The organism is Brumicola pallidula DSM 14239 = ACAM 615, from assembly GCF_000428905.1.
GTDB classification, from domain to species: Bacteria; Pseudomonadota; Gammaproteobacteria; order Enterobacterales; family Alteromonadaceae; genus Glaciecola; species Glaciecola pallidula.
Window position 1 is genome coordinate 80,918 of the sequence record NZ_KE386819.1, and the last position, 22,827, is coordinate 103,744.

At 42.6% G+C, this 22,827-nt stretch carries 21 protein-coding genes; 7 read left to right on the forward strand and 14 right to left on the reverse strand.

Annotated elements, in window-relative coordinates:
• The first annotated feature begins 305 nt into the window (after positions 1–305).
• Together selD and mnmH are read left to right on the forward strand one after the other, a co-directional pair.
• On the forward strand, positions 306–1,352 hold the full coding sequence (gene selD / locus G399_RS0119690) for a selenide, water dikinase SelD (RefSeq protein WP_006015145.1): 1,047 nt from the start codon (positions 306–308) through the stop codon (positions 1,350–1,352).
• Positions 1,349–2,461: a tRNA 2-selenouridine(34) synthase MnmH gene (gene mnmH / locus G399_RS0119695; protein WP_006015147.1), complete on the forward strand. Its 1,113-nt coding sequence runs from the start codon at positions 1,349–1,351 to the stop codon at positions 2,459–2,461. The genes selD and mnmH overlap by 4 nt, the downstream gene beginning before the upstream one ends.
• Positions 2,462–2,500: 39 nt before the next feature.
• Here mnmH and uvrD read toward each other — a convergent pair whose 3' ends face one another.
• Positions 2,501–4,672 (reverse strand): DNA helicase II, encoded by a 2,172-nt coding sequence (gene uvrD, locus G399_RS0119700; protein WP_006015149.1) that lies wholly within the window; start codon positions 4,670–4,672, stop codon positions 2,501–2,503.
• A 76-nt stretch (positions 4,673–4,748) separates the two neighbouring features.
• Positions 4,749–5,897, reverse strand: coding sequence for an alpha-hydroxy acid oxidase (locus G399_RS0119705; protein WP_006015151.1), 1,149 nt, complete (start codon positions 5,895–5,897; stop codon positions 4,749–4,751).
• A gap of 306 nt (positions 5,898–6,203) precedes the next feature.
• On the opposite strand from G399_RS0119705, the gene cysE reads away from it, so the two are divergent.
• Both cysE and G399_RS0119715 read left to right on the forward strand, forming a co-directional pair.
• A complete protein-coding gene (gene cysE / locus G399_RS0119710) occupies positions 6,204–7,022 on the forward strand; it encodes a serine O-acetyltransferase (protein ID WP_026843920.1) in 819 nt (272 codons plus the stop codon).
• Positions 7,023–7,223: 201 nt separating this feature from the next.
• The gene (locus tag G399_RS0119715; RefSeq protein WP_006015156.1) at positions 7,224–8,024 is read left to right on the forward strand and encodes a hypothetical protein; all 801 of its coding nucleotides are present in this window, start codon (positions 7,224–7,226) and stop codon (positions 8,022–8,024) included.
• Between the two features lie 30 nt (positions 8,025–8,054).
• Here G399_RS0119715 and G399_RS22825 read toward each other — a convergent pair whose 3' ends face one another.
• Positions 8,055–8,177, reverse strand: a complete 123-nt coding sequence (locus G399_RS22825) for a hypothetical protein (RefSeq protein WP_006015159.1) — start codon at positions 8,175–8,177, stop codon at positions 8,055–8,057.
• A gap of 372 nt (positions 8,178–8,549) precedes the next feature.
• On the opposite strand from G399_RS22825, the gene G399_RS0119725 reads away from it, so the two are divergent.
• Together G399_RS0119725 and G399_RS0119735 are read left to right on the forward strand one after the other, a co-directional pair.
• Entirely contained in the window at positions 8,550–9,158 is a 609-nt protein-coding gene (locus G399_RS0119725) for a DedA family protein (protein WP_006015162.1), read from the forward strand.
• 500 nt (positions 9,159–9,658) lie between these two features.
• The gene (locus G399_RS0119735; RefSeq protein WP_006015165.1) at positions 9,659–11,158 is read left to right on the forward strand and encodes an Hsp70 family protein; all 1,500 of its coding nucleotides are present in this window, start codon (positions 9,659–9,661) and stop codon (positions 11,156–11,158) included.
• 46 nt (positions 11,159–11,204) lie between these two features.
• On the opposite strand, the gene G399_RS0119740 is transcribed toward G399_RS0119735, so the two are convergent.
• The 9 genes from G399_RS0119740 to G399_RS0119780 form a co-directional block, all read right to left on the reverse strand.
• Positions 11,205–13,232 (reverse strand): NADPH-dependent 2,4-dienoyl-CoA reductase, encoded by a 2,028-nt coding sequence (locus tag G399_RS0119740; RefSeq protein ID WP_026843922.1) that lies wholly within the window; start codon positions 13,230–13,232, stop codon positions 11,205–11,207.
• Positions 13,233–13,290: 58 nt separating this feature from the next.
• The gene (locus tag G399_RS0119745; protein WP_026843923.1) at positions 13,291–14,007 is read right to left on the reverse strand and encodes an HAD-IA family hydrolase; all 717 of its coding nucleotides are present in this window, start codon (positions 14,005–14,007) and stop codon (positions 13,291–13,293) included.
• On the reverse strand, positions 14,004–14,924 hold the full coding sequence (locus G399_RS0119750) for a tyrosine recombinase XerC (RefSeq protein ID WP_006015174.1): 921 nt from the start codon (positions 14,922–14,924) through the stop codon (positions 14,004–14,006). Before G399_RS0119750 ends, G399_RS0119745 begins: the two co-directional genes overlap by 4 nt.
• Before the next feature lie 12 nt (positions 14,925–14,936).
• On the reverse strand, positions 14,937–15,632 hold the full coding sequence (locus tag G399_RS0119755) for a DUF484 family protein (RefSeq protein ID WP_006015176.1): 696 nt from the start codon (positions 15,630–15,632) through the stop codon (positions 14,937–14,939).
• Positions 15,629–16,459 (reverse strand): diaminopimelate epimerase, encoded by an 831-nt coding sequence (dapF, locus tag G399_RS0119760; protein ID WP_006015179.1) that lies wholly within the window; start codon positions 16,457–16,459, stop codon positions 15,629–15,631. The genes G399_RS0119755 and dapF overlap by 4 nt, the downstream gene beginning before the upstream one ends.
• Before the next feature lie 50 nt (positions 16,460–16,509).
• Positions 16,510–17,760 (reverse strand): diaminopimelate decarboxylase, encoded by a 1,251-nt coding sequence (lysA, locus tag G399_RS0119765; RefSeq protein ID WP_006015182.1) that lies wholly within the window; start codon positions 17,758–17,760, stop codon positions 16,510–16,512.
• Position 17,761: 1 nt separating this feature from the next.
• Positions 17,762–17,920, reverse strand: a complete 159-nt coding sequence (gene lptM, locus G399_RS22155) for an LPS translocon maturation chaperone LptM (RefSeq protein WP_006015185.1) — start codon at positions 17,918–17,920, stop codon at positions 17,762–17,764.
• Positions 17,921–18,009: 89 nt separating this feature from the next.
• Positions 18,010–19,110 (reverse strand): MJ1255/VC2487 family glycosyltransferase, encoded by a 1,101-nt coding sequence (locus G399_RS0119775; RefSeq protein WP_006015188.1) that lies wholly within the window; start codon positions 19,108–19,110, stop codon positions 18,010–18,012.
• 9 nt (positions 19,111–19,119) lie between these two features.
• Positions 19,120–19,647: a phosphatase PAP2 family protein gene (locus G399_RS0119780; protein WP_006015191.1), complete on the reverse strand. Its 528-nt coding sequence runs from the start codon at positions 19,645–19,647 to the stop codon at positions 19,120–19,122.
• Positions 19,648–19,849: 202 nt separating this feature from the next.
• Here G399_RS0119780 and rraA point away from each other — a divergent pair, with 202 nt between their 5' ends.
• Entirely contained in the window at positions 19,850–20,335 is a 486-nt protein-coding gene (gene rraA / locus G399_RS0119785) for a ribonuclease E activity regulator RraA (RefSeq protein WP_006015196.1), read from the forward strand.
• Positions 20,336–20,395: 60 nt separating this feature from the next.
• Here rraA and G399_RS0119790 read toward each other — a convergent pair whose 3' ends face one another.
• Complete coding sequence (locus G399_RS0119790; protein ID WP_006015199.1) at positions 20,396–21,175, reverse strand: S1/P1 nuclease; 780 nt, start codon at positions 21,173–21,175, stop codon at positions 20,396–20,398.
• A gap of 107 nt (positions 21,176–21,282) precedes the next feature.
• The gene (gene mpl / locus G399_RS0119795) at positions 21,283–22,653 is read right to left on the reverse strand and encodes a UDP-N-acetylmuramate:L-alanyl-gamma-D-glutamyl-meso-diaminopimelate ligase (RefSeq protein ID WP_026843925.1); all 1,371 of its coding nucleotides are present in this window, start codon (positions 22,651–22,653) and stop codon (positions 21,283–21,285) included.
• Between the last annotated feature and the right edge of the window lie 174 nt (positions 22,654–22,827).

The following is a 22,827-nucleotide window of genomic DNA, read 5'->3' on the forward strand; positions in this document are numbered from 1 at the left end:
CAAATTCGATGGTGTTTTCCCCCCGGACAAAGACTGCCACCTTTAGGATCTCTATTAGAGTCAATAACGTGTCGGCTAAAATAGGCCCTTACGATAGTGACGCGATCCAATAGTCCTGCATATAGCCTAGGGATATGCCAATCATTATACTAAGCCATGGAATAACTGAGCATGTGGATTAACTTCTTTACACTTATGATAAACACCAAAAAGTATTAAGCCAGTGTGAATATTATAAGTAAAACTCATGATCTCAATGAGTAAACAAAGTACCCTGTAGCATCGACTATCAACAAATGTAGCTTATGACATCTAAAATACGCTTAACTCAATTTAGTCACGGTGCTGGGTGTGGCTGTAAAATTGCGCCGAACCTGCTGGAACAATTCCTAAAAACTGACTTTGTTGCTCTGCCCGATCCCAACTTGCTGGTCGGTAACACTACTAAAGACGATGCAGCAGTATATGATCTTGGTGATGGCAGTGGCATCATTAGCACTACCGACTTCTTTATGCCAATCGTTGATGATCCCTTTGAATTCGGTCGGGTTGCTGCCACTAACGCAATTAGTGATGTGTATGCTATGGGCGGTACTCCAATGATGGCCATTGCAATACTTGGCTGGCCTTCAAAAATACTTAGCCCAGAGATCGCACAGCAAGTAATCGATGGAGGTCGACATACATGTAGGGAAGCGGGCATTATATTAGCAGGCGGTCATTCAATCGACTCACCCGAGCCTATTTTCGGTCTTGCAGTTACCGGGCGTGTAAAACTAACTAATCTGAAGAAGAACTGTTCAGCCAAGGCAGGTGATCAGTTGTTTTTAACCAAGGCCCTGGGTGTCGGTATTCTAACCACAGCCGAGAAACAAAGTAAGCTAAAGCCCGAGCATAGCCGCCTAGCGGTTGACAGTATGATGCGTTTAAATACCGTTGGTGTGGAACTTGGCAGCCTCGCCGGAGTGAACGCAATGACTGACGTAACTGGGTTTGGCTTACTCGGACATTTACTTGAAATATGCCAGGGCAGCAAGCTCAAAGCCACCATTGATAGTAAGGCTGTGCCATTACTAGATGAGTCTGTGCATCAGTATATTAAAGAGGGATGCGTGTCTGGTGGTAGTCTGCGAAATTGGGAGAGTATTAGCCAGCATGTCTGCGGCGTTGATCCGCAACAACAAGCATTGCTGTGCGATCCACAAACCAGCGGTGGCTTATTGGTTGCCATCTCTGCTGAGTCAGTTGATGCGGCTAAAGTCATACTCAGCGCAGCCGGCTGCTATTACCAAGCGATTGGCTATCTAGAGACTGCAGTTGGGGAACAATATTCGATTGAGGTGACAAGTTGAAAAAGACTGAGCGCGCAACCAGTAATGCCTATCGAGAACTGTTGTTGCAACAGACGCCAATGATTGACGTGCGTGCCCCGGTGGAATTTGCAAAAGGCGCCTTGCCTTCAGCTATTAACCTGCCCTTCATTAACGATGAAGAACGCCGCCTTATTGGTATTTGTTATAAAGAAAAAGGCCAGCAAGCAGCGATCAACTTAGGCCACGAACTGGTCAACGGTGAGACTAAAAAGACCAGAGTGAAGGCTTGGCAGCAGTTTTTAGAGCAACATCCAAATGCAGTGTTGTATTGTGCTCGCGGTGGTTTGCGCTCTCAACTCAGCCAACAGTGGTTAGCCGATGCCGGTATTAAGTGTCCGCGCATAGAAGGGGGCTATAAGTCGCTGCGTACATTTGTATTGCAGTATTTAGGCGACACTTGTGCAGCCCAAAACTTTACTCTGTTGTCAGGTATGACCGGTACGGGTAAAACCGATATTATCAAAACCCTGAATAACAGCATCGACCTAGAAGGTCATGCTAACCATAAAGGGTCTAGCTTTGGTCGAGCACTGACCGAACAGCCTACGCAGATTGATTTTGAGAACAACCTCACTTTAGCCTTGCTTGGCGTGCGTGAAAAACACCCCGGCCAACGGATTATCTTAGAGGACGAAAGCCGCAACATTGGCGTTCGCCATCTGCCCGAGGTAGTTAATTTGGCCATGGCGGCGAGCGGTATGGTGGTTATCGACCTACCCATTGAAGAACGTATCGAAAAGCTTTGGCAAGAATATGTGGTAGAGCGTTATGCAGAGACCATCGCGTATTATCAAGGTCATCATGAAATCAGTGGTGAGCAGGCCTTTTCAGACTATCTTATAGACAGTCTATTGAGGGTAAAGAAACGCCTTGGCGGCCAGCGTACCAAGGAGATATTAGCGTTAATGGAAGCGGCGATTGAATGCCAGCACAGCGATAGTTTTCGCAGTCATCGACATTGGCTTAGGGCAATTACAGAAGACTACTATGATCCCATGTACTTGTATCAGTTGGACAAACGCAAAGATCGCGTGGTGTTCAGAGGTGATCAGCAAAGTGTCACTGAATGGTTGCAAGAGAACACCTAACACCTTGATTATAAAATAGGCCCAATCGCTGCTGAGCTCTTAGCCTATTTTAGTTAACTTAGCGTAGGCAAGCATCAAAATTTTTGTACCCACAGAATCGAAGTTAACATGCACTCTTGCATGCTCGCCCGAGCCTTCATAATTTAGTACTGTACCCTCGCCAAATTTTTTGTGTTCAACCCGCTCACCAAGCTTAAAACCACTGTCTTCAAATGCAGCGTGCGAGGTAGCGCCACTAAAACGGTTTTGCATAGGCTGTTTTATTTGCGTTCTAAGCCTGATTTCTTCTATGAAGTCACCGGGTATCTCACGAATAAACCTTGATGGAGTATGATACTTATCTTGACCATATAAACGTCGGGTTTCAGCATAGGTAATAAGCAGTTTTTGCATGGCTCTTGTCATACCCACATAGCAGAGACGGCGTTCTTCTTCTATTTTACCGGGCTCGTCGTTACTCATCTGACTTGGGAACATGCCCTCTTCAACACCCGCTAATGTCACAAATGAAAACTCGAGACCTTTTGCGGAATGAATGGTCATCATTTGCACTGAATCCTGATTTGCATCTGCTTGAGCATCACCTGCTTCGAGCGATGCATGCGCTAAAAATGCAGATAGCGGGCTCATTTCCTGCGCTTCCTCGGGGGCTTCATATTGCTTACAGGCAGTGACTAATTCTTCTAAGTTTTCTACTCGAGCTTTTGCTTTTTCGCCTTTTTCAGCTTGATACATAGCGTATAAACCAGAATGTTTAATAACGTGATCAGCCTTCTTCTCAAGTGGCAAGTCTTTCACTTCTTGTGTCATTTGTAGGATCATCTCTACAAATCCTTTAAGTGCTGTAGCTGCCCGACCTGAAAGCATATTCTGTGCTAGCATTTTACTACTTGCTTGCCACATGGAAATATCATTTTCTCGTGCAAATACACGTAAGTTGGACAGTGTTTTATCACCCATTCCACGAGTAGGCGTATTGACCACACGCTCAAATGCCGCATCATCGATGGGTTGACTAATTAAGCGCAAATAACCCAAAGCATCTTTAATTTCTTGACGTTCGAAGAAGCGTAAACCGCCGTAAATGCGATAGGCCAAGCCCTCATGCAAGAGTGCTTCCTCTAGAACACGAGATTGCGCATTGTTGCGATATAAAATAGCGCAGTCAGAAAGTGCAGCGCCTTGCTCATAATAGGTCTTAATTTGCGAAACAATGAAGCGTGCTTCGTCCAGATCGTTAAACCCAGCATAGAGTGCTATTTTTTCACCCTCAGAGTCTTCGGTCCACAACTTTTTACCTAAGCGGCCGGGATTGTGTCCAATTACGGCATTCGCAGCATCTAGAATATTCGAGGTTGAACGGTAATTTTGTTCGAGTTTTATGGTGTTAGCTGTGGGGTAGTCCCTCAAAAAATGGGAAATGTTTTGTACGTTCGCGCCGCGCCAACCATATATCGATTGATCGTCATCACCCACAATCATCATGTTGTTATTTTCACAAGAAAGTAATTTCAGCCACGCATACTGAATATTGTTAGTGTCCTGGAACTCATCAACCAATACCGCTCTGAAGCGCTTCTGATAATGCTGTAAAACCTGTGGATTGTTGGCCCACAGTTCGTGAGCTCTTAATAATAATTCAGCAAAATCAATTAAGCCTGCGCGCTGGCAAGTTTGCTCATACGCAGTGTAAATCTCTTTCATTTTTTGCTGCGTATGATCGCCATGAGTTTCGATGTGCCTGGAGCGCAAACCTTCATCTTTGTTGCCGTTTATGTACCATTGAATTTGTTTGGCAGGCCAGTGTTTTTCATCTAAGTTCATCGACTTCAATAGCCGTTTTATTAAGCGGAATTGATCGTCTGAATCGAGTATTTGGAAGTTTTCAGGTAAACCAGCTTCTTCATGATGCGAGCGCAATAGACGGTGAGCTAGGCCATGGAAGGTGCCAATCCACATACTGTTTAAAGGCTGGCCCATCAAACGTTCAACGCGTCCACGCATTTCACGCGCAGCTTTGTTGGTAAATGTCACTGCTAAAATGCTATAGGGCGCAACTAACTCAACTTCCATCAGCCAAGCAATGCGATGCACCAACACTCTGGTTTTTCCGCTTCCAGCGCCTGCGAGTATCAACATGTCTTGTGCTGGCGCAGCAACCGCTTCACGTTGCTTGTCGTTAAGATCTTCGAGTAGTCGAGTTACATCCATTAAAATTCTTTTTTATTTTGCGTCTGATGTGCCAAGTATAGCAATAAACCTGTGCGTTTATACAGTCATTACGTGTTTAATCACGAAATCTTAGGTTTTTATAATTTAACTGACTAATAGCGATTTTACCCATCAATTTCATTCCTCGTTCAAGCTCAGCATGCATCAAACCCAAAGCCCTCTCTACGCCTGGTTGTCCAGCTGCTGCTAATGGATAAAGATACATGCGACCAATACCCACTGCTTTTGCACCTAATGACAAAGCTTTTAGCACATGCGTGCCGCGCTGCACACCGCTGTCAAATAGTACGTCAATTTCGTCGCCCACTTCATCCATGATTTCTTTGAGTTGGTCAAACGAACTGCGTGAGCCATCAAGTTGCCTACCGCCGTGATTTGAAATAACAATGCCGGTGCAACCAATTTCAATAGCGCGCCTTGCATCGTCTTTACTCATAATTCCTTTTAAACAAAACTCACCGTCCCATTCCTTCACCATGGCCTCTACATCTTTCCAATTCATAGAGGGGTCGAGCATATCGCTAAAATAGCCCGCAATAGAGGTTGCGCCTTTGCTCATATCCACATGGTCTTGCAATTGTGGCAACTTAAAGGATTCATGAGTGACATAATTAATGCCCCACATAGGTTTAATAGCGAATTGCAACATACCGCTTAAGGTCAGTTTGAAGGGGATAGAAAAGCCAGTTCGAAGATCACGTTCACGATTACCGCCAGTGATGGAGTCAACAGTGAGCATCATCACTTTTACGCCAGCCGCTTTGGCTCGCTGCATCATAACTGAATTCAGTGCGCGGTCTTTATGAAAGTAGAATTGATAAACTTGCGGGCTATCAATTTGTTGCGCTATTTCTTCAATGCTAACAGTACCAAGGGAGCTGACCCCAAACATAGTGCCATATTTTTCAGCAGCAGCGGCGACCGCACGCTCACCTTTGTGATGGAACAAACGTTGCAGCGCTGTAGGAGAACAATATACGGGCATAGCCAGTTTTTGACCCATGACGGTGACGGATAAGTCAACGTCCTTGACGCCGGTCAATACGTTAGGGATTAAGTCACAGGTATCAAAAGCAGTTGTATTGCGTCTATAGGTGATTTCGTCGTCAGCCCCGCCATCAATATAGTTAAAGATAGGGCTGGGCAAGCGTTTTTTTGCCAGTGTACGAAAATCATGAAAATTATGGCAGTGCTTTAAACGCATTCTTCTCTCCTTAAAAGATGACAGCTATGTGCAATACTAAACAGCTACTATTTGGCTTAACTGATAAATACACAATACGACTTTGGGATGGGGTTGAATCAACATATGTTTGGTTTCTAGCATATCGAATCAAGCCGATGTCGTTCCCACATTGTATTGTTTTTAACAATAGACACCAGTGCAATGCTATGCAAGCTAGCTAGTTTCACCTACACTCACGGTTATTTCTTATTTCAACGTACAAATGCGTAGAGCGAATGAATTTGTTAAACCAAATAGTAGCAATACCATTTCATGGAAAAAATTATGCCGAATAGTAGAGTTCATAGCAGCGATGAATTTTGGAAAATTCTACAGCAAGAAGCGAAAGAAGTTGCTGAAAAAGAGCCAATGCTGACTTCTTATATTCATGCTTGTTTAATTAACCATCATACCTTTGAATCGTCACTCAGCTTTATTTTATCAAATAAGTTGTCAGACGATGTGATGCCAGCCCTTGTGCTACGAGAAATATTTGAAGCCGCTTATTCTCTTAACCCAGTTATGGTTGACTCTGCGATTATCGATATTCAGGCTGCTGTCAGTCGGGACCCAGCGGTAACCTCATTTTTGACAGTATTAATTCATTTTAAAGGGTTTCAAGCGTTGCAAATCCATCGTTTAGCTAACTATTTGTGGCATAACGGGCGCAACGATTTGTCGCTGTTTATTCAAAGTCGGAATTCAATGGCGTCCGGCGTTGACATACATCCGGCGGCAACAATTGGCAAAGGTGTCATGCTTGATCACGCAACTGGTATTGTTATTGGTGAAACGACGGTAATTGAAGATAACGTTTCTATTTTGCAAAACGTCACACTTGGCGGTACTGGCAACGAAAAAGGCGATCGCCATCCAAAAATTCGCCAAGGTGTGATGATCGGATCAGGTGCTAAGATTTTGGGAAATATTGAAATTGGTGAAGGCTCAAAAGTGGGCGCCGGAAGTGTCGTGTTGAGCAATGTCCCCCCTTGCGTGACCGTTGTCGGTGTGCCAGCTAAAATTGTAGGCAAGCCTGATTGCAATATGCCTTGTGATTCAATGAAGCAAAATGTGCTTGAAGATGAGCGCCCGTTAATTTTCTAGTGTAAATTGACAACAAATACGATGGACAGACAGTTTCCGACGGTAGAAATAGTACGACCGATATTCGGGCCAAAAAAGGGCCTATAATAAGTTGGAATACGGTTATTCAATCACAATCAATTCTTCTGACATCCCACTTGCTACATGCAATACACAAAGTTAAAATAAACCCATTACAATCGACCAATGCACCATCGAACTATGAAACGCATCAACTACCTATTGTTTATTCTTATCTTATCTTGCATCAAGCCCCCACTAGCCTTTGCAAAAGATATTCTTGAGCTACAAGCAGCGCAACTGCAATCCATCGGTGAAAAAATCTATCACAATGAAACCGGCAGCAATCCTGAGCATTTAATAGCTTGGAACAATGGCGAAGCATTTGCGAGTTTAGGCTTAGGTCACTTTATTTGGTTTCCAAAAGATATAGAGAGTCCGTTCACCGAAACGTTTCCAAGCCTGTTGCAGTATTTACAGGCTCAAAACGTCGCTATTCCGGCTTGGTTGCGACAACAGCAATATTGTCCCTGGCAAACTAAGCAAAACTTTATGGATGCCAAAAATAGTAATGAAATGCAAGAACTCAGAAGCTTATTAGCCTCTACGTTTGAACATCAGGTTGCCTTCATACATCAACGCATGCAACGATCTTTGCCACTGATGCTAGCTGAAGTTGATAATCCAGAAACTCAAGGTTTGGTCACAAAACGATTTCAAGCGCTCGCCACCACGGAATTAGGTATGTATTCCTTAGTTGATTACGTTAACTTTAAGGGCGAAGGTATCGCCCTTACCGAAAGGTACAACAACCAAGGGTGGGGTTTATTGCAGGTATTGCTCAACATGCAACTCGATACACAAAACCAGCACCTTGCCTTTACTCAAGCATGCGTTGCGATGCTCACGCGGCGTGTAAAAAACTCCCCGCAAAAACAAGTCGAACAAAACTGGCTATTAGGCTGGCGCAAACGCTGTGGTACTTATAGCAATATTGGTTAATTTAAGCTATACGACTTATCTATGATGTTGTTAAGCATTAATGTCTTCACGTTCTTTTTCGGCTGTAGTATGAGTATTACTTGGCTCATTTACTTGCCATACGCTAACGTCTAGACGCCATAGTAAATAAAAAAAATGATATAAATTGCGCATGGATTTATCCTAAATAATTTCACGGAACCTATGTATTTAGTGGAAGAATCATGCCAACTATAAAATAATATTTTATACTTTTAAATCAATTGCTTACTAGGTTTTAGCCAAAAGAGAGCGGTATTTCAGCACCAATTCGGTTAGAACTAAATAGAAACACCTTTATAATCTACCGTTGCATAAGACCGCAATAAGCAAAATTTTACCTTTTTATCTGTTAGTCATAGTGAAATTCAATGACACAAGTTGGCTTATTAAGTTAACCATCAATGTCTCGTGTGAGGACTAATGGTCGCTGTTTGTTGATGATCCAAACATCCCATAGCGTAGTAAAAGTAATAATCTTGGTCGATTAAGAATATCCCAAATCTGATGGAAACTATTTTAGATATTATAAGCGATTACGGCTTGTTAAGTTACGTCATTCTTTTCTCTTATTGCGCATTAAAAAGTGGTTCCTTACCCTTGTTTGCTGGTATTGCTGCTCATATGGGTGCACTCAACTTGGCTTTAGTTGCTGCTGCCGTTTTTTTCGGTGGCTATTTGGGTGATGAGTTACGCTTTTACTTAGGCAGAAAGTACGGTGTTGAAAACCTTTCATCAAATCCGCGATATCAAAAATCGCTGCACACCGCCAAGTTGTTATTGGATCGCTTTGGCAAAGTGTATATCTTCCTCTATCGTTATCCTAAGGGCATGCGAACTATCGGCTCACTTCCCGTGGCGTTAACAGATATGTCATGGCGCGTATTCACAATGCTTAACTTTGCCTCGGCACTTACTTGGACCTTTGCGTTAGTGGGTAGCGGTTTTCTGTTTGGTTCAGCACTTGAAAATATCGTGGGTGATAACTGGGGGCTGTTTAGCGTTGGACTGCTTGTTGTATTTATTTTAATTACCTACCTAGCTTGGCGATACGTGAGAACGCTAGCGAATGAAGTCCCAAAAAAAGAAAAAACCGACCCGATCTCCAAAGCATAAGATTTTGCTGGCTAACTAGGCTGTATAGTATTCAATGGCTTTTATCAGCATCATTGATTTTTTATAGTCATTTTGTCAGGTTATGCTGGATCTACCATGTTGGAAGTAATTTTATTATCAATAGCGCTAAGTATGGATGTTTTCGCAGTATCGATTGGCATAGGTGTAAACCAAAGCGGCAAATCGCAACCTGAACTGAAGGGTGACAGTCCCTTTTTAAGTGCTTTGATAATCGCAATTTACAGCAGAGTTGTTTGGCGGCATTATAGTAATTGTCATAGGCTTCAAAATTTTATTGTTTTAATATTCTGAGTGTTCGCTTTCTTTAAATCCACAAATTTTTGCGTCAATACAAACACTTCACAGAGCATTAAGAAGATGAAATACACCAGCGCGCAGATTTTCAGAGGTTTAAAGTCTCATAATGTAAATCAACTAGTGAATTGCATATATTTTTACTCTACAATCCGCGGTCTCTTTTTTAATCACTCAGGACCAAGATGGCAGCAATAGGCATAGATTACGGTACATCGAATTCAGAGGTAGTTTATTTTGATGGTACAAAACATCATTTCATTAAGCTCGATCCTAATGTTGAACAATCGAATAAAATTCGTTCTTCAGTTTTTGTATATTATAAAGATGATCTACCGCGCCCGCCAGTGTCTGCTATTGAGGCTAAAGTTGCGCAAATTCAGCGTGCGATCAATGATCAGCTAGAAAAAGCTAAAAATAGCTATTACGAAGCACAAGATCCGCGAGAACAGCGCGTTTTTAGCGAAAAAATTGATGACTTACGAGCGCAATACCACAACAAACCAGCACTGCAGCGCCAAGCTATTCAACTTCTTCTTAAATATATGACTGTGCAAGATTTGTCTCTGAACCAACTGGTTGAAACCGGGGAGTTTGCGTTTGGTGAAGAAGGATTCAAGCGTTACTTAAAAACGCCAGACAAGGGCCGCTTAATTTATTCACCGAAAAACTTTTTAGGCGCGCATTTAGTGCCCGGTCAGAAAGCCGCTTTTGTAGGCATGATTGCTAAACAATTGGCTTTTTTCCGTCAAAGTGCAGAACAACAACTGAATCAGACTGTGGATACTGCGGTGATTGGCCGCCCGGTAAGGTTTCATGGTACCAGAGGCGAAGAAGGTAATAGTCAAGCATTAGAAATAATGGCTGATGCTGCTAAAAAGGCCGGCTTCACACATGTTGAATTTCTTGAGGAGCCTATCGCGGCTGCTTATAAAATTGAACCTAATTTAGCCAAGCCTACCAATGTGCTAGTGGTTGATATTGGCGGTGGTACGACCGATATTTGTTGCATTAAGTTATCCCCGGAAAAACGTAGTAACCTTAATCGTCAGCAAGATGTGCTATCGGTTACTGGTGCCCGCATAGGCGGGATGGAATGTGATAAAAACCTAATAGTGAAGTCAATTGCACCAACAATGGGGCAGGGACTGAAGATGCTAAGTGGATTGCCTGTGCCACCCACGTATTTTTCAGATATGTGTGCGGTAGACGATATTCCAAGGCTCAATCATTTCTTTTCAGATGAATATGGTTTGGACATCACCCAAACCATGTCAATTATAAAAGAATCCAAATTGTTAGGTCGGTTGCTTACAGTACAAGAAGAAAAACTTTCCGCCCGTTTAGTTAACTCATCTCGTCTAGCAAAAGAGATGCTTTCATCTAAAACAGAAATCACCTTACCACTGCATTATATTGAGGCCGATTACGACGTAGACTTGTCGGTGGAGGACTTAAACCGTTCTATGAAATCATGGCTAAGCCGGGTCAAACGTTTGGTTGTTGAATGCTTAGAAAATAGCAGTGAAGCACCGGAAATGCTCTTCATCACCGGTGGTATGAGTTTATCGCCAATTGTGAGAAAACAGCTAACGCAAGAGATGCTGCCTAATTTGCCAGTAATCGAGGGTGATGCCTTTAACTCTGTTTGTGAAGGCTTAGCCATTCAAGCTGCTAGGCTTTAGTGGCACAAGGTTTAGTGGCACAAGGTTTAGCGGCCACATCACATTGCTAAATTTCAGCAGCGAGTTCAGCCGCTTGCCGAATAGCTCGTTTGGCATCGAGTTCTGAAGCGACATCAGCGCCGCCGATAATATGCACCTGCATACCGGCTTCTTGCAGACTCAATTGCAGTTCTCGCAATGGCTCTTGGCCAGCGCAAACAATAATGTGGTCAACATCCAACACTCTGGGCTTGTCATTGATGATAATATGTAACCCTTGGTCATCAATTTTTTCATAGCTAACGCCATTCATCATTTGCACTTTGTGGTTAATCAGTGAATGGCGATGTATCCAGCCAGAGGTTTTACCTAGTCCTTTACCGACTTTTGTACTTTTTCGTTGTAAAAGATAAACCTGCCTTGGTGGTTCATGTAGCTGCTTTTCAACCAGCGCACCAGGTGTTTTAAATGCTTTGTCGATGCCCCAATGAGCTAGCCACTTATCTAAATTAGTAGTTAGATTTTCTTGTTCTACCAAGTATTCTGAGACATCAAAACCAATGCCTCCTGCACCAATAACAGCGACCTTTGCGCCAACATATTTATGGTCTCGCAACACATCAATGTAACTCATGACCTTAGGATGATCGCTTCCTGGAATGGTTAAAAGACGGGGCTTTATGCCGGTGGCCATTACAACCTCTTTAAAACCTTGTTGTGCAAGAAGGTTTGCGTCAACACGAGTATTTAAATGCAGTTTAACGCCAGTTACTTGTATGCGTTTATTGTAGTATCTTAAAGTTTCGTAGAATTCTTCTTTGCCAGGCACTTGTTTCGCGTAGTTAAATTGCCCTCCTATTTCATTCGCTTGTTCAAATAAATGCACATCATGACCTCGCGCCGCGGCATAAGTCGCAAAGGCTAAACCTGCCGGACCTGCGCCCACAACTGCTATTTTTTTGGGAGCGGCGACTGATTTGAAAATGAGTTCAGTTTCATAACAGGCTTGAGGATTAACTAAGCAACTTGCGCGCTTTTGCTCAAAAGCATGATCCAGACAAGCTTGGTTACAGGCTATACAGGTATTAATTTGGTCGGATTCGTTGCGCATAGCTTTTGCCACAAAATCGGGGTCAGCCAAAAATGGTCGGGCCATGGAAACCATATCTGCATGACCTTGAGCTAATACTGATTCAGCAATCTCAGGGGTATTAATCCGGTTAGTTGTAATGAGCGGCAAGCTAACCTCGGCTTTCATGCGCTGTGTTATCCATGTAAAAGCCGCCCGCGGCACCGATGTTGTTATCGTAGGTACTCTAGCTTCATGCCATCCAATCCCTGTGTTTATGAGTGTAGCACCGGCTTTTTCTATTGCTTTGGCAAGATATACGATCTCGTCCCAAAGTGCACCTCCTTCGACTAAATCCAACATCGATAAGCGATAAATAATGATGAACTCTGCACCTACTTCTTCGCGCGTTTGTTTAACTACTTCAATTGCAAGACGAGCTCTATTTTCTAAACTACCACCAAATTCGTCATCTCGATGATTGGTGCGTTCGCAAAAAAATTGATTAATTAAATATCCTTCTGAACCCATAATCTCGACACCGTCATAACCAGCACTTTTTGCATAGTTTGCACAACTTACGTAATCTTTAATTGTACTTCGTACGCCCCGGGTAGAGAGTGCTCTTGGTTTAAACGGTGTGATTGGTGATTTTATCCCTGAAGCAGAAACTGCTAATGGATGATATCCATAGCGTCCGGAATGTAAAATTTGCATGCAAATTTTACCCCCTTCTTTGTGCACAGCATCAGTAATTACGCGATGCTTTTTAGCGTGCCGCGAACTTGTCATACGTCCAGCAAAGGGGGCTACCCAGCCAGCAATATTAGGCGCTATTCCGCCTGTAACAATAAGAGCAACACCGCCTCTTGCACGCTCAGCATAAAAGGCTGCGAGCTTATTAAAGCCACCTTTTTCTTCTTCTAATCCTAAATGCATAGAGCCCATCAATGTGCGGTTTTTTAGCGTAGTGAAGCCTAAATCTAAAGGTTCGAGCAAATGTGGGTAGGGGGAATTTGTGGTCATAATATTTGTCATAAGGATGCCTGCAATCGAAGTTAACTAAAAATAAGGTTGTTGTCGATTAAATAAATGCCAAGAGCTCTTCAAGCTGATGAATTTCAACGTTAGGTAGAACTTGAACAGGCTCATTTTCAATTTCCATTGGTCGGTCGCAGGCGTGCCAAGCTGCAGAGAAACCCGCATTTGTTGCTGCCCAAACGTCTTTCTCTAAATTATCGCCGACATGTAAGATGCTGCCACGTGGTATCTTCAGATAATTTGCAGCTTCATCAAACATATGAGGGTGCGGCTTCATTGGACTTTGACGACTGGCTTTTAATATTTGTTGAAAATAGCGATGTATTCCAATTTGTTGGGTATTGACATTACCATTAGTAATCGCAATTAATGGTATGCGCTCAGCGAGTTTGCTTAGCAATTGGCATTGTGCTTCACCTACTTGAAAGTTGCTGCGTTCAAAGTAAAACCAATCAAAGCAAGTTTGCACTGCCGTGGATAGCACGCTACCGCGGTAACCTGACTCTTGGAGTCCTTTTGTTAAGATAATGCGGCGCAAGTCGCCCATATCTGAAAATAACTCAGGATCGTCACGCAATGCTTGGTGTTTATACTGTTGCCAATCATCTCGACTGAGGTGAGATGAATCTGGATATTCTTTGGCAATGAAATTTAATAAGCCTTTCTCGGCTTCAACAATATACGGCCAATTATCGTATAGGGTGTCATCTAAGTCGAATGTCATGGCATTAATTTTGGGTGTGGGTTTGTAAATTATCACTTCTTCTTTGCCCTTGGGTGAGCTTGGTCATAAACTTGAGCAAGATGCTGAAAATTAAGATGAGTATAAATTTGGGTAGTTGATAAGTTAGCGTGCCCTAGTAATTCTTGAACACCACGTAAGTCATTACTTGATTCTAATACGTGAGTCGCGAATGAATGGCGCAATGTGTGTGGACTAATTTGTTGATAAAGCGTTTGTTGTTTAGCCCAATGGTCCAGTCTATTTTGTACTTGCCGGTTTGAAATTCGGGTTTTACGCTTAGATAAAAAGAGGGCTTTTTGGTCCAATGAAGGTAATAGTTTATCGCGCTCATTAAGCCATACTTTAAGCGCAATTTTAGCCTGACGACCCACCGGTAAGCGTCGTTCTTTGTTACCTTTACCAATAACGTTAACCTCATCACCGGCTAATATATCACTCAGGTCAAGGCCCGTTAATTCGGATAAACGCATACCACAACCATACAGTAATTCAAACATGGCTTTGTCTCGAATACCCAAAAATTCAGTCGTATCAAAGTTGAGTAAACTGCTCATTTCATCCACATTCAATTGTTTAGGCAATGGCTTTGATTGTTTCAAGGATTGAATTGCTGCAACAGGGTTATTACTTAAGTATTCCTTTGTGACCATAAATTCGCAGAAATTACGCAGCACACTAAGCCGTAGATTGATGGTGCGAGTGGATAACTTACTTTTGCTGCAGCGCATCAACATCATTTTTACGTGATCCGGCGAAAGCTCGGTCCATTTGCTGATGTTAAGATCGTTCAGAGCACTGAGTATTTGGCGTTGATAGTTTTTACATGTGAGTTCGGATAATTGACGTTCAACACGAATATGGTGAATAAAGTCAATGACCCAAGAGCCTAGTTGAGGAGGGACTTTTTGCGTTACAGATAAGTCATCTAACAAAATTAGCCTTTGCTAATAATGAAGTAAACCTGGCATTGAGACATTTAAGAACTCCTGAAGTTGTTTTATTAACAACGTGTCCATGTCGGGTGTAAAGTGAATCGGGTCGGCGCTACCAATGGCTAAAATTCCTAGGTCGCGTCTATCACCAAGTAGCACGAGAGCGACCGATTCAGCAATTGAATCGCCGAACAAGAGTTGTTTTTCGTGCTGACTCAAGCGACCAAAAAAGAAATCGGTGTCTTTAAAGCGTTTTTCCATAAACAAACGTTGCTGAATTTCAGGCAATGCAAAAAGACCCTTAAAAGGTTTAATCGCAGCAGCTGACATATCGAGTTCATCTTGCAAGGTTTCTTCAATCGTATATTGCATTTCAGCAAACTCAGTACAGCGTAATAAGCGAAGATTCAAGTCGGCATATACCTTGTAAATCTCTTCATTTTGCTTAGCAATTGAGATCAGTTGACTGAGTTTAAAGCTGAGTTGGCGAACTTTTTTGCGCAACTGACTACCCTGTAGCTCAACAAGCGACACTGTGCCCTTCTGTTTGTGTGGCACTTGAACTCTCTCGGCAACGTCCGGATTGTTAACAAAAAAGTCTTTGTTATTAAGAATATACTCGCGTACTTCTGCTTCCGTGACCGTTTCTGAGACAAAGTCGTGCGCTAGTGCTTGCGCAGTATTTCCCTTAACACCTGATTTATTCATAGCGTTACTTGTCCATCATAAATGTGTTCTGCGGGGCCCGTCATTTTTAATAGACTGTCTTCCCCTTGCCATTTTATAATTAGTCTACCACCAGCAAGCGTGACATTCACTTCTTTATCTAGTTTGTCTTGCATAATACCTATTGCAACAGCCGCGCAAGCACCACTGCCACAAGCTAGTGTCTCTCCACTACCGCGCTCAAATACACGTAGTTTTACTTCGCTGCGACTAATAATTTGCATAAATCCAACATTCACACCTTCTGGAAAACGCTCGTTATTGCCAATTATCTCGCCGATACCTTGCACATCATAATTGTCCACATCGTCAACTTCAATAACACAATGCGGGTTGCCCATTGATACTGCACCGCAGAAAAAGGTGTGTTCATTGTCACGGATAATATAGAAGTTTTCTTGTTTATTTGCCTTAAATGGAATGAGCTCAGGGGTAAACACTGGACGACCCATATTCACGGTTACATTGCCATCTTTTTCGAGATATAAGACCATACGACCAGCTTTGGTACTGACAATGATTTTATTGCGGTTAATTAAGCCTTTTTGTTTTACAAATTTAGCAAAACAACGCGCACCATTGCCACATTGAGACACTTCTGAGCCGTCTGCATTATAAATCCGATAATGGAAATCTTGGTCTGGATCGTAAGGCGGTTCTACGATAAGCAATTGATCGAAGCCGATACCAAAATTACGGTCAGCAAGTTGCTGGATCTTCTCTTTCGAGAAAAACACATTTTGGGTAACGTTATCGACAACCACAAAGTCATTGCCTAGCCCGTGCATTTTAGAAAAATTTAACAGCATTTGGTTCTTATGATTATTATTATTATGAATGTAAGACCTAAGGCCCTAGGTTACGTAATTTTATGCTCACCTTTCCACAAATCTTTTAGTTTTTCTCTTTCGCGAACTATAATAGTTTGGGTTTTATCGACCATGATTTCAGCGGGCCTACAACGACTATTATAATTGCTTGCCATTACGAAGCCGTAAGCACCAGCACTTCTCACAGCAAGGAAATCACCAGGCGCAATCGCCAAGTCGCGGTCCTTACCCAAAAAGTCACCTGTTTCACAAACAGGACCAACAACATCATATTTTTGTGCTGCAATATCAAGTCTAGGTTGTACCGGAATAATGGCCTGCCACGCGCTATATAATGCGGGGCGCAATAAATCGTTCATGGCGGCGTCGACAATCGCAAAATTTTTCTCTTCACCTTGTTTGAGGTATTCCACCTCGGTAACTAAAATACCTGCATTGGCTGCGATGGCTCGACCCGGCTCTAAAATGAGCTTGAGATGCTCGCGACCTTGCATTTTTGCACTCATTGCCGCTGCATATTCATCTGGGTGAGGAGGCGTTTCATCGTTATAGGGAACGCCCAAACCGCCGCCAACATCAAGATGAGATATCATAATATTATGTTCGGCGAGCTCATCAATCAAGACTAATAAACGTTCTAGTGCATCCACAAATGGTGTGATGTCGGTCAATTGAGACCCAATATGACAGTCCATCCCTTTGACTTCTAGATTAGGCATTGCAGAGGCACGCTTATACACACGCAGGGCGTCATCTCGTGCAATTCCAAATTTATTGGCTTTCAAGCCGGTGGAAATATAAGGGTGTGTTTTTGCGTCAACATCAGGATTAATACGAATTGAAATAGGCGCTTTAACATCAAGCTGTCCAGCCACATTATTAATGCGATCCAGTTCCGCATCAGATTCAACATTAAAGCACATGATGTTTTGTTGAAGTGCAAAACGGATTTCATCAGAGGTTTTACCAACTCCAGAAAATACTACCTTAGTTGTGTCACCACCTGCTTCGATAACGCGTGATAGTTCACCTTTACTGACAATATCAAAACCCGAGCCTAATTTAGCCAGCACAGATAAGACACCTAAATTAGAGTTCGCTTTAACGGCGTAGCAAATAAGATGATCATGCTTAGAAACGGCGTTATTAAAGGCATGCCAATGGCGTTCAATGGTCGCTCTTGAGTAGATATAAAGGGGCGTACCATGTGCTCTTGCTATATCTGCAACAGGCACGTCTTCGGCGAAAAGTTGCTTATTTTTATAGGTAAAGAAATCCATTTTATTGACCCTCTTCAGTAGTCAATTTTTCAGGAGTTTCGGCAGGTGCCTTGGGTATTTCCTTATTACTGGGTGCTTGCTCAGGAATAAACAGCGGCCCACGCTGACCGCAGGCACCTAAAAATATGGTCAGCACTATGCAAAGCGCCAATTTTGACATTCGATTCATGGACATAAGATAACTGGCTTAATATGCGCATAACATTGCACTGCAATCGCCCAAAATGCAATCTCTTTCTAGGCCTTGAGCTAAATACTTATGGCACTCACGTTACTGAGTTTTTTACTCACTTCGTCTGGAAATTCAACTTGTTGCCAGAGTTGTTGGCATATTGTCTCGGTGTCAGACCAGTTACCGGCAACAATCCAGTCGATGAAGCAGTCAGCGTTACTTGGAAAGTTTATTTTAGTGGCATGATGATTGTCTAACCATTCTTCAATGTCGTCTGTATTTAAGCTAAATAAGGTGTCCGAAATACCCAGTTGCCGAAGCATAAATGCGTTTGAATACTGTTCAAATTGACCATTTAAGGGCTTCATCAGTATTGCTTTGCCCAGACTTAAGCACTCGCTTGCTAATTCAAAGCCGCCATTGGCAATCACTTTTGTACAAGCAGAAAGTGCTCCGTGAAAACCACTTTTAGATGGTGGGAACCAATGAATGTTTTGTTCAATAAATGGATATTGTACGTCAGGATGATAGCAATAAAAGCGATGTTCACTTAGCGGCTGCAATACTTGCTGAATCTGCAGGGGCTCTTCAAACGGCAGATAGACTAAGGTGAAGTCGGTAAGATTTTGTCTTTTAGGAGATGTTGACGCGCTTTGGCACAATCCTGCAGGTACAAAGGGAGGAATAATAGCTTGATTGAAATGATACCAATGCACACCTAATGCATATTGGGTGGGTGCAAAGTGACGAGTAAGCCATTTATCAATAATGCTTTGAGCCTCGGTTGGAACTGCACAGGTAAATGCCGCCTGATGGCTAATTGAAAGTGATGGTATATGTTGATTTTTAGCTGCCCATGCTGATATAGGTTCAAAATCATTTAGCACGAGGTCATAACTGCCAAGATCGAGTTTTCGAACGTCTCGCATAAATTCGACTAATTTTGCATTCTTGACGGTTTTAAAGCGATGCACAGTGCCGCTTTCGGTAACAAATGATAGGCCTCGCTTGCTTTGATAGTGAGCAAATATATCCATATCAAAATAGGCATCGGTATCACGCCCTGAAAAGAGGTAGTCAACTTCCACATCATTGCGTCGGCTAAATGCGTCAGCCATCAGTCTGGCTCTAGAAATATGACCGTTTCCGGTTCCCTGTACACCATAAAGAATTTTCATAAATATACCTTACGTCAATATACGCATGCTGATACTCGCAATGCCGGCACCTAAAATAGCCCCAATAACGACGTCAGAAGGAAAGTGTACACCCAGCAAGATGCGTGACAGTCCAACTAAGCTGGCCCAGCTAAAAGCGATAAGGCTAAATGTGGGGTAAAAGCTACTGACAATAGTCGCCATTAAGAAAGCGGCAGCAGTGTGTCCAGACGGCAAACTAAATCTATCAGCAGGTATGATGTGAGCATCGAAATTAATGAGCCTAGCGCTCGGGCGTTTGCGTTTGAAATATCGTTTTAAAATTAGGTACATAGGCAGCTCAAGCGCATACGCCATTAAAGTGGTGTAAAAGAAAAGGACGCCATGACTATTGTCTAAGCAGAATAATAAGATACCGAAAAGAAGATAGAGGTGACCATCACCGGTCTTAGAAATAACACGTATAGCGTTTATAACTCTGCCATTACCTAAAGTTGAATATTGATTGAACCAATAAAAAAGAGCGGTATCTAACTGTGTAATTCGTTGTAGTGTCATGATTTTCTCAAGTGAGTCAAAGACAAGGTAAAAGATACGGGTAAAATGTGAACAAATAGTGACAGAAAGAAGAAACCTATATGACAAATACTATTCAACAGTTTTTGGGCTTTCTTCTACTGTCAGAAGTGCTAATATGAGAAAAATCGTTTATAAAACATGTCTGAGCAAACACCGTATAAACAACTGTTTAAGGAATATCATGGAATATAATACTTCTGACTTATGTGACTTATTCGCTGATAGTGTTGATGTACTCGACCCTATTTTTACCAGTTTTGGTGGTCGTTATTCCTATGGTGGAGAAGTCACCACCATTAAATGTTTTGAAGACAAAGGATTGGTTGACAGAGTCTTGGCCACAAGAGGTGAAGGCAAGGTGCTATTGATTGATGGTGGTGGTTCTACAAGGCGCGCTTTAATTGATGCGTACAATGCACAGATGGCTGCAGAAAACGGTTGGGAAGGTATAGTTTGTTATGGCAGTGTGCGTGAAATTGATGTGCTCGAAGATTGCGAAATAGGTATTCATGCGCTGACGGCCATTCCAGTGAACTCAGAAAGCAGGGAAGTGGGCGATCTGGATATTGCGGTTAATTTTGCGGGCGTTACTTTTTTACCAGAGGATCATCTTTACGCGGATGGCACTGGCATTATTCTCTCGCCAGAAGCCTTAGACATAGATTGAGTTAGAAAGGAAGCAAGTTAATCAATACTTGCTCCCTTTTTATGAATCAGATTGTCGTGTCTATTGCTTAAATAAATCGTTCAAATATGCCGCAATACGCACGCCACCTTCCTGCAATCTCTCGGTTGCTGTTGGCAAGTGTTGATATAAATAGTCCCAACTGAGACGTTCTGTTTCAGGATAAATTAGATCCCGAATGGCCACACTTTCAGCAATGTAAACCAGTGGGTCGATTGTGTTCCACGCAGCGGCTTGCTCCGGTGTTATTTTTTCGCTTAACCAATTCGTCCATTCAGTATAGGATAATTGGCGTCTATCGATTAATCCTGAATCCCAAACGCGATGCAGGTTAGATTGCTCCCAGAAGAACTCTAGTTTCAAATCATTACCGCCTTTATCTGTGCCATCTCCGGCATGCAGTGGTTGATGTAAATCACCAACAATATGCACAATGAATCGCAGAGCACGTTGGCGTTCTGCCAATGGTGCGGTCTTATCTTTAACAATTTTTGAGAATTTTTCTAAGGCCGTAAAAGCATCACCTTGCTCAGGCGCGCCGACGTCATGATAATGTTTACCTTTTGGCACCGTGACATAATGATAGGCACCGGCTTCTTTTTGCCAAAATTCCTCAGGGTTAGAACGCATCTCGTCTGCATAGGTAGATGCTTGGGCAAGACTTTCGTTTGGCAGTAGCTTTTCAATCGCCGCTTTTGCCTCGGCAGTTAAATATTGTTCAGCTATTGCACCTGTAACACGATGCCCCGTTTGTCCCCAAGCATGTACCTGCTGAATTGAGCTTACGGCGAGCAGGGCAGAAGCAATCAATAATTTTTTCATAGTTCGTCTCTTGTCATGATTTAAAATAAGTTATTTATTCTTAGTTGGGTGCGAATGACCGTTATTAATTTGTCATGGACTCAACTTTTCACTGGTTTTTAATAATGCTAATCATTGAATTTGGTGCTTAACGCCGTTAACAAGCTTTGATGAATGCCATTGAAATTACCGTTACTCATTACCAGAATTTGATCGCCTGGTTGTGCTTGTTCAACAACTGCTTTTACAATACTGTCTGTATCTTTAAACAAATGTACGGGAGCGATACTGTTTACGACCAATTCTTGCATCGGCCAATCGACACTGGCAGGTTCAAACAAAAATACCTCATTGGCTTGCTGCCAAGAATTAGCCAGTGTTTCTTTATGTACACCCATTTTCATGGTGTTTGAACGAGGCTCAAGTATGGCAATGATTTTAGCATCTCCAACCTTATTTCTAAGCCCTGCCAATGTTGTTAGAATTGCTGTTGGATGATGGGCGAAGTCGTCGTAAACCGCAACCTCAGCTACTATTCCTTTTACTTCCATTCGGCGTTTAACATTTCTGAAGCGAGTAAGTGCATCGATGGCATCATGTGTTTGCACACCAGCGTGATGAGATGCTGCAATCGCCATAATTGCATTACTGACATTGTGGTTTCCAATAAGTCCCCAATTCACGCAACCGACTATGTTGCTGTTGTGCAACACATTAAATTGACTACCGTCTGGGCTTATTAATTCAGCGCGCCAATCGCAGGCCTCGCTGTCACCCACTTTTTGCGTATCACTCCAACAACCTTGATGTAATACATCCTCTAAATTGGCATCATTAAGAGGAGAAATAATGAGTCCATTGGAGGCAACGCAGCGCACCAAATGATGAAATTGTTTTTTAATGGCATCGAGGTTTTCAAAGATATCGGCATGATCAAATTCAAGATTGCTCATTACCAAGGTTCTGGGACGGTAGTGCACAAATTTAGAGCGCTTGTCGAAAAAAGCAGAATCGTATTCGTCAGCTTCAATCACGAAGAAAGGAGATCCACCGATACGCGCTGAAATACCAAAGTTCTCAGGCACACCACCAATTAAAAATCCAGGATTAAGCCCAACATCTTCAAGGATCCAAGCGATCATACTCGATGTTGTTGTTTTACCATGCGTACCTGAAGCAGCAATAACCCAACGATCAGTTAGCAAGTTATCTAATAACCATTGCGGGCCGCTGGTGTAAGGTAGGTTGCGGTCGAGTAAATATTCAACCGCAGGATTACCCCGCGACATCGCGTTACCAATAATCACCATATCTGGAATAGGATCGAACTGCTGGGAGTCAAAGCCGGCAGTTAATTCAATACCTAATTGTTCTAACTGAGTGCTCATGGGCGGATAAACGTTGGTGTCTGAGCCAGTTACTTTGTGTCCAAGCGAGTTCGCAATAGCCGCTATGCCACCCATAAAGCTACCGCAGATGCCTAAAATATGTACGTGCATGTTTATATTAATTTATTTTGTTGGTGTTTTGCCAACTGTAGCAAAACATTGGGGTATGGGGGTCTTCTTTTTGCAGAAAATATAATATTCCTTTGTTTATTCTTTGATGACTGTATTTTTTTCCGTACTTTTGCATTAAAAGCCCACTCAAATTGATTTGTCGCTTGTGCGCGC

Coding starts and splice junctions, on each gene's coding strand:
- G399_RS22825 (WP_006015159.1), bottom strand. CDS start 8,177: ATGCGCAATTTATATCATTTTTTTTATTTACTATGGCGTCTAGACGTT.
- rraA (WP_006015196.1), top strand. CDS start 19,850: ATGGAATATAATACTTCTGACTTATGTGACTTATTCGCTGATAGTGTT.
- G399_RS0119705 (WP_006015151.1), bottom strand. CDS start 5,897: ATGCGTTTAAAGCACTGCCATAATTTTCATGATTTTCGTACACTGGCA.
- dapF (WP_006015179.1), bottom strand. CDS start 16,459: ATGCTGTTAAATTTTTCTAAAATGCACGGGCTAGGCAATGACTTTGTG.
- uvrD (WP_006015149.1), bottom strand. CDS start 4,672: ATGGATGTAACTCGACTACTCGAAGATCTTAACGACAAGCAACGTGAA.
- G399_RS0119755 (WP_006015176.1), bottom strand. CDS start 15,632: ATGAATAAATCAGGTGTTAAGGGAAATACTGCGCAAGCACTAGCGCAC.
- G399_RS0119790 (WP_006015199.1), bottom strand. CDS start 21,175: ATGAAAAAATTATTGATTGCTTCTGCCCTGCTCGCCGTAAGCTCAATT.
- G399_RS0119735 (WP_006015165.1), top strand. CDS start 9,659: ATGGCAGCAATAGGCATAGATTACGGTACATCGAATTCAGAGGTAGTT.
- cysE (WP_026843920.1), top strand. CDS start 6,204: ATGCCGAATAGTAGAGTTCATAGCAGCGATGAATTTTGGAAAATTCTA.
- lptM (WP_006015185.1), bottom strand. CDS start 17,920: ATGTCAAAATTGGCGCTTTGCATAGTGCTGACCATATTTTTAGGTGCC.
- G399_RS0119725 (WP_006015162.1), top strand. CDS start 8,550: ATGGAAACTATTTTAGATATTATAAGCGATTACGGCTTGTTAAGTTAC.
- G399_RS0119775 (WP_006015188.1), bottom strand. CDS start 19,110: ATGAAAATTCTTTATGGTGTACAGGGAACCGGAAACGGTCATATTTCT.
- lysA (WP_006015182.1), bottom strand. CDS start 17,760: ATGGATTTCTTTACCTATAAAAATAAGCAACTTTTCGCCGAAGACGTG.
- G399_RS0119780 (WP_006015191.1), bottom strand. CDS start 19,647: ATGACACTACAACGAATTACACAGTTAGATACCGCTCTTTTTTATTGG.
- mpl (WP_026843925.1), bottom strand. CDS start 22,653: ATGCACGTACATATTTTAGGCATCTGCGGTAGCTTTATGGGTGGCATA.
- selD (WP_006015145.1), top strand. CDS start 306: ATGACATCTAAAATACGCTTAACTCAATTTAGTCACGGTGCTGGGTGT.
- G399_RS0119740 (WP_026843922.1), bottom strand. CDS start 13,232: ATGACCACAAATTCCCCCTACCCACATTTGCTCGAACCTTTAGATTTA.
- G399_RS0119715 (WP_006015156.1), top strand. CDS start 7,224: ATGAAACGCATCAACTACCTATTGTTTATTCTTATCTTATCTTGCATC.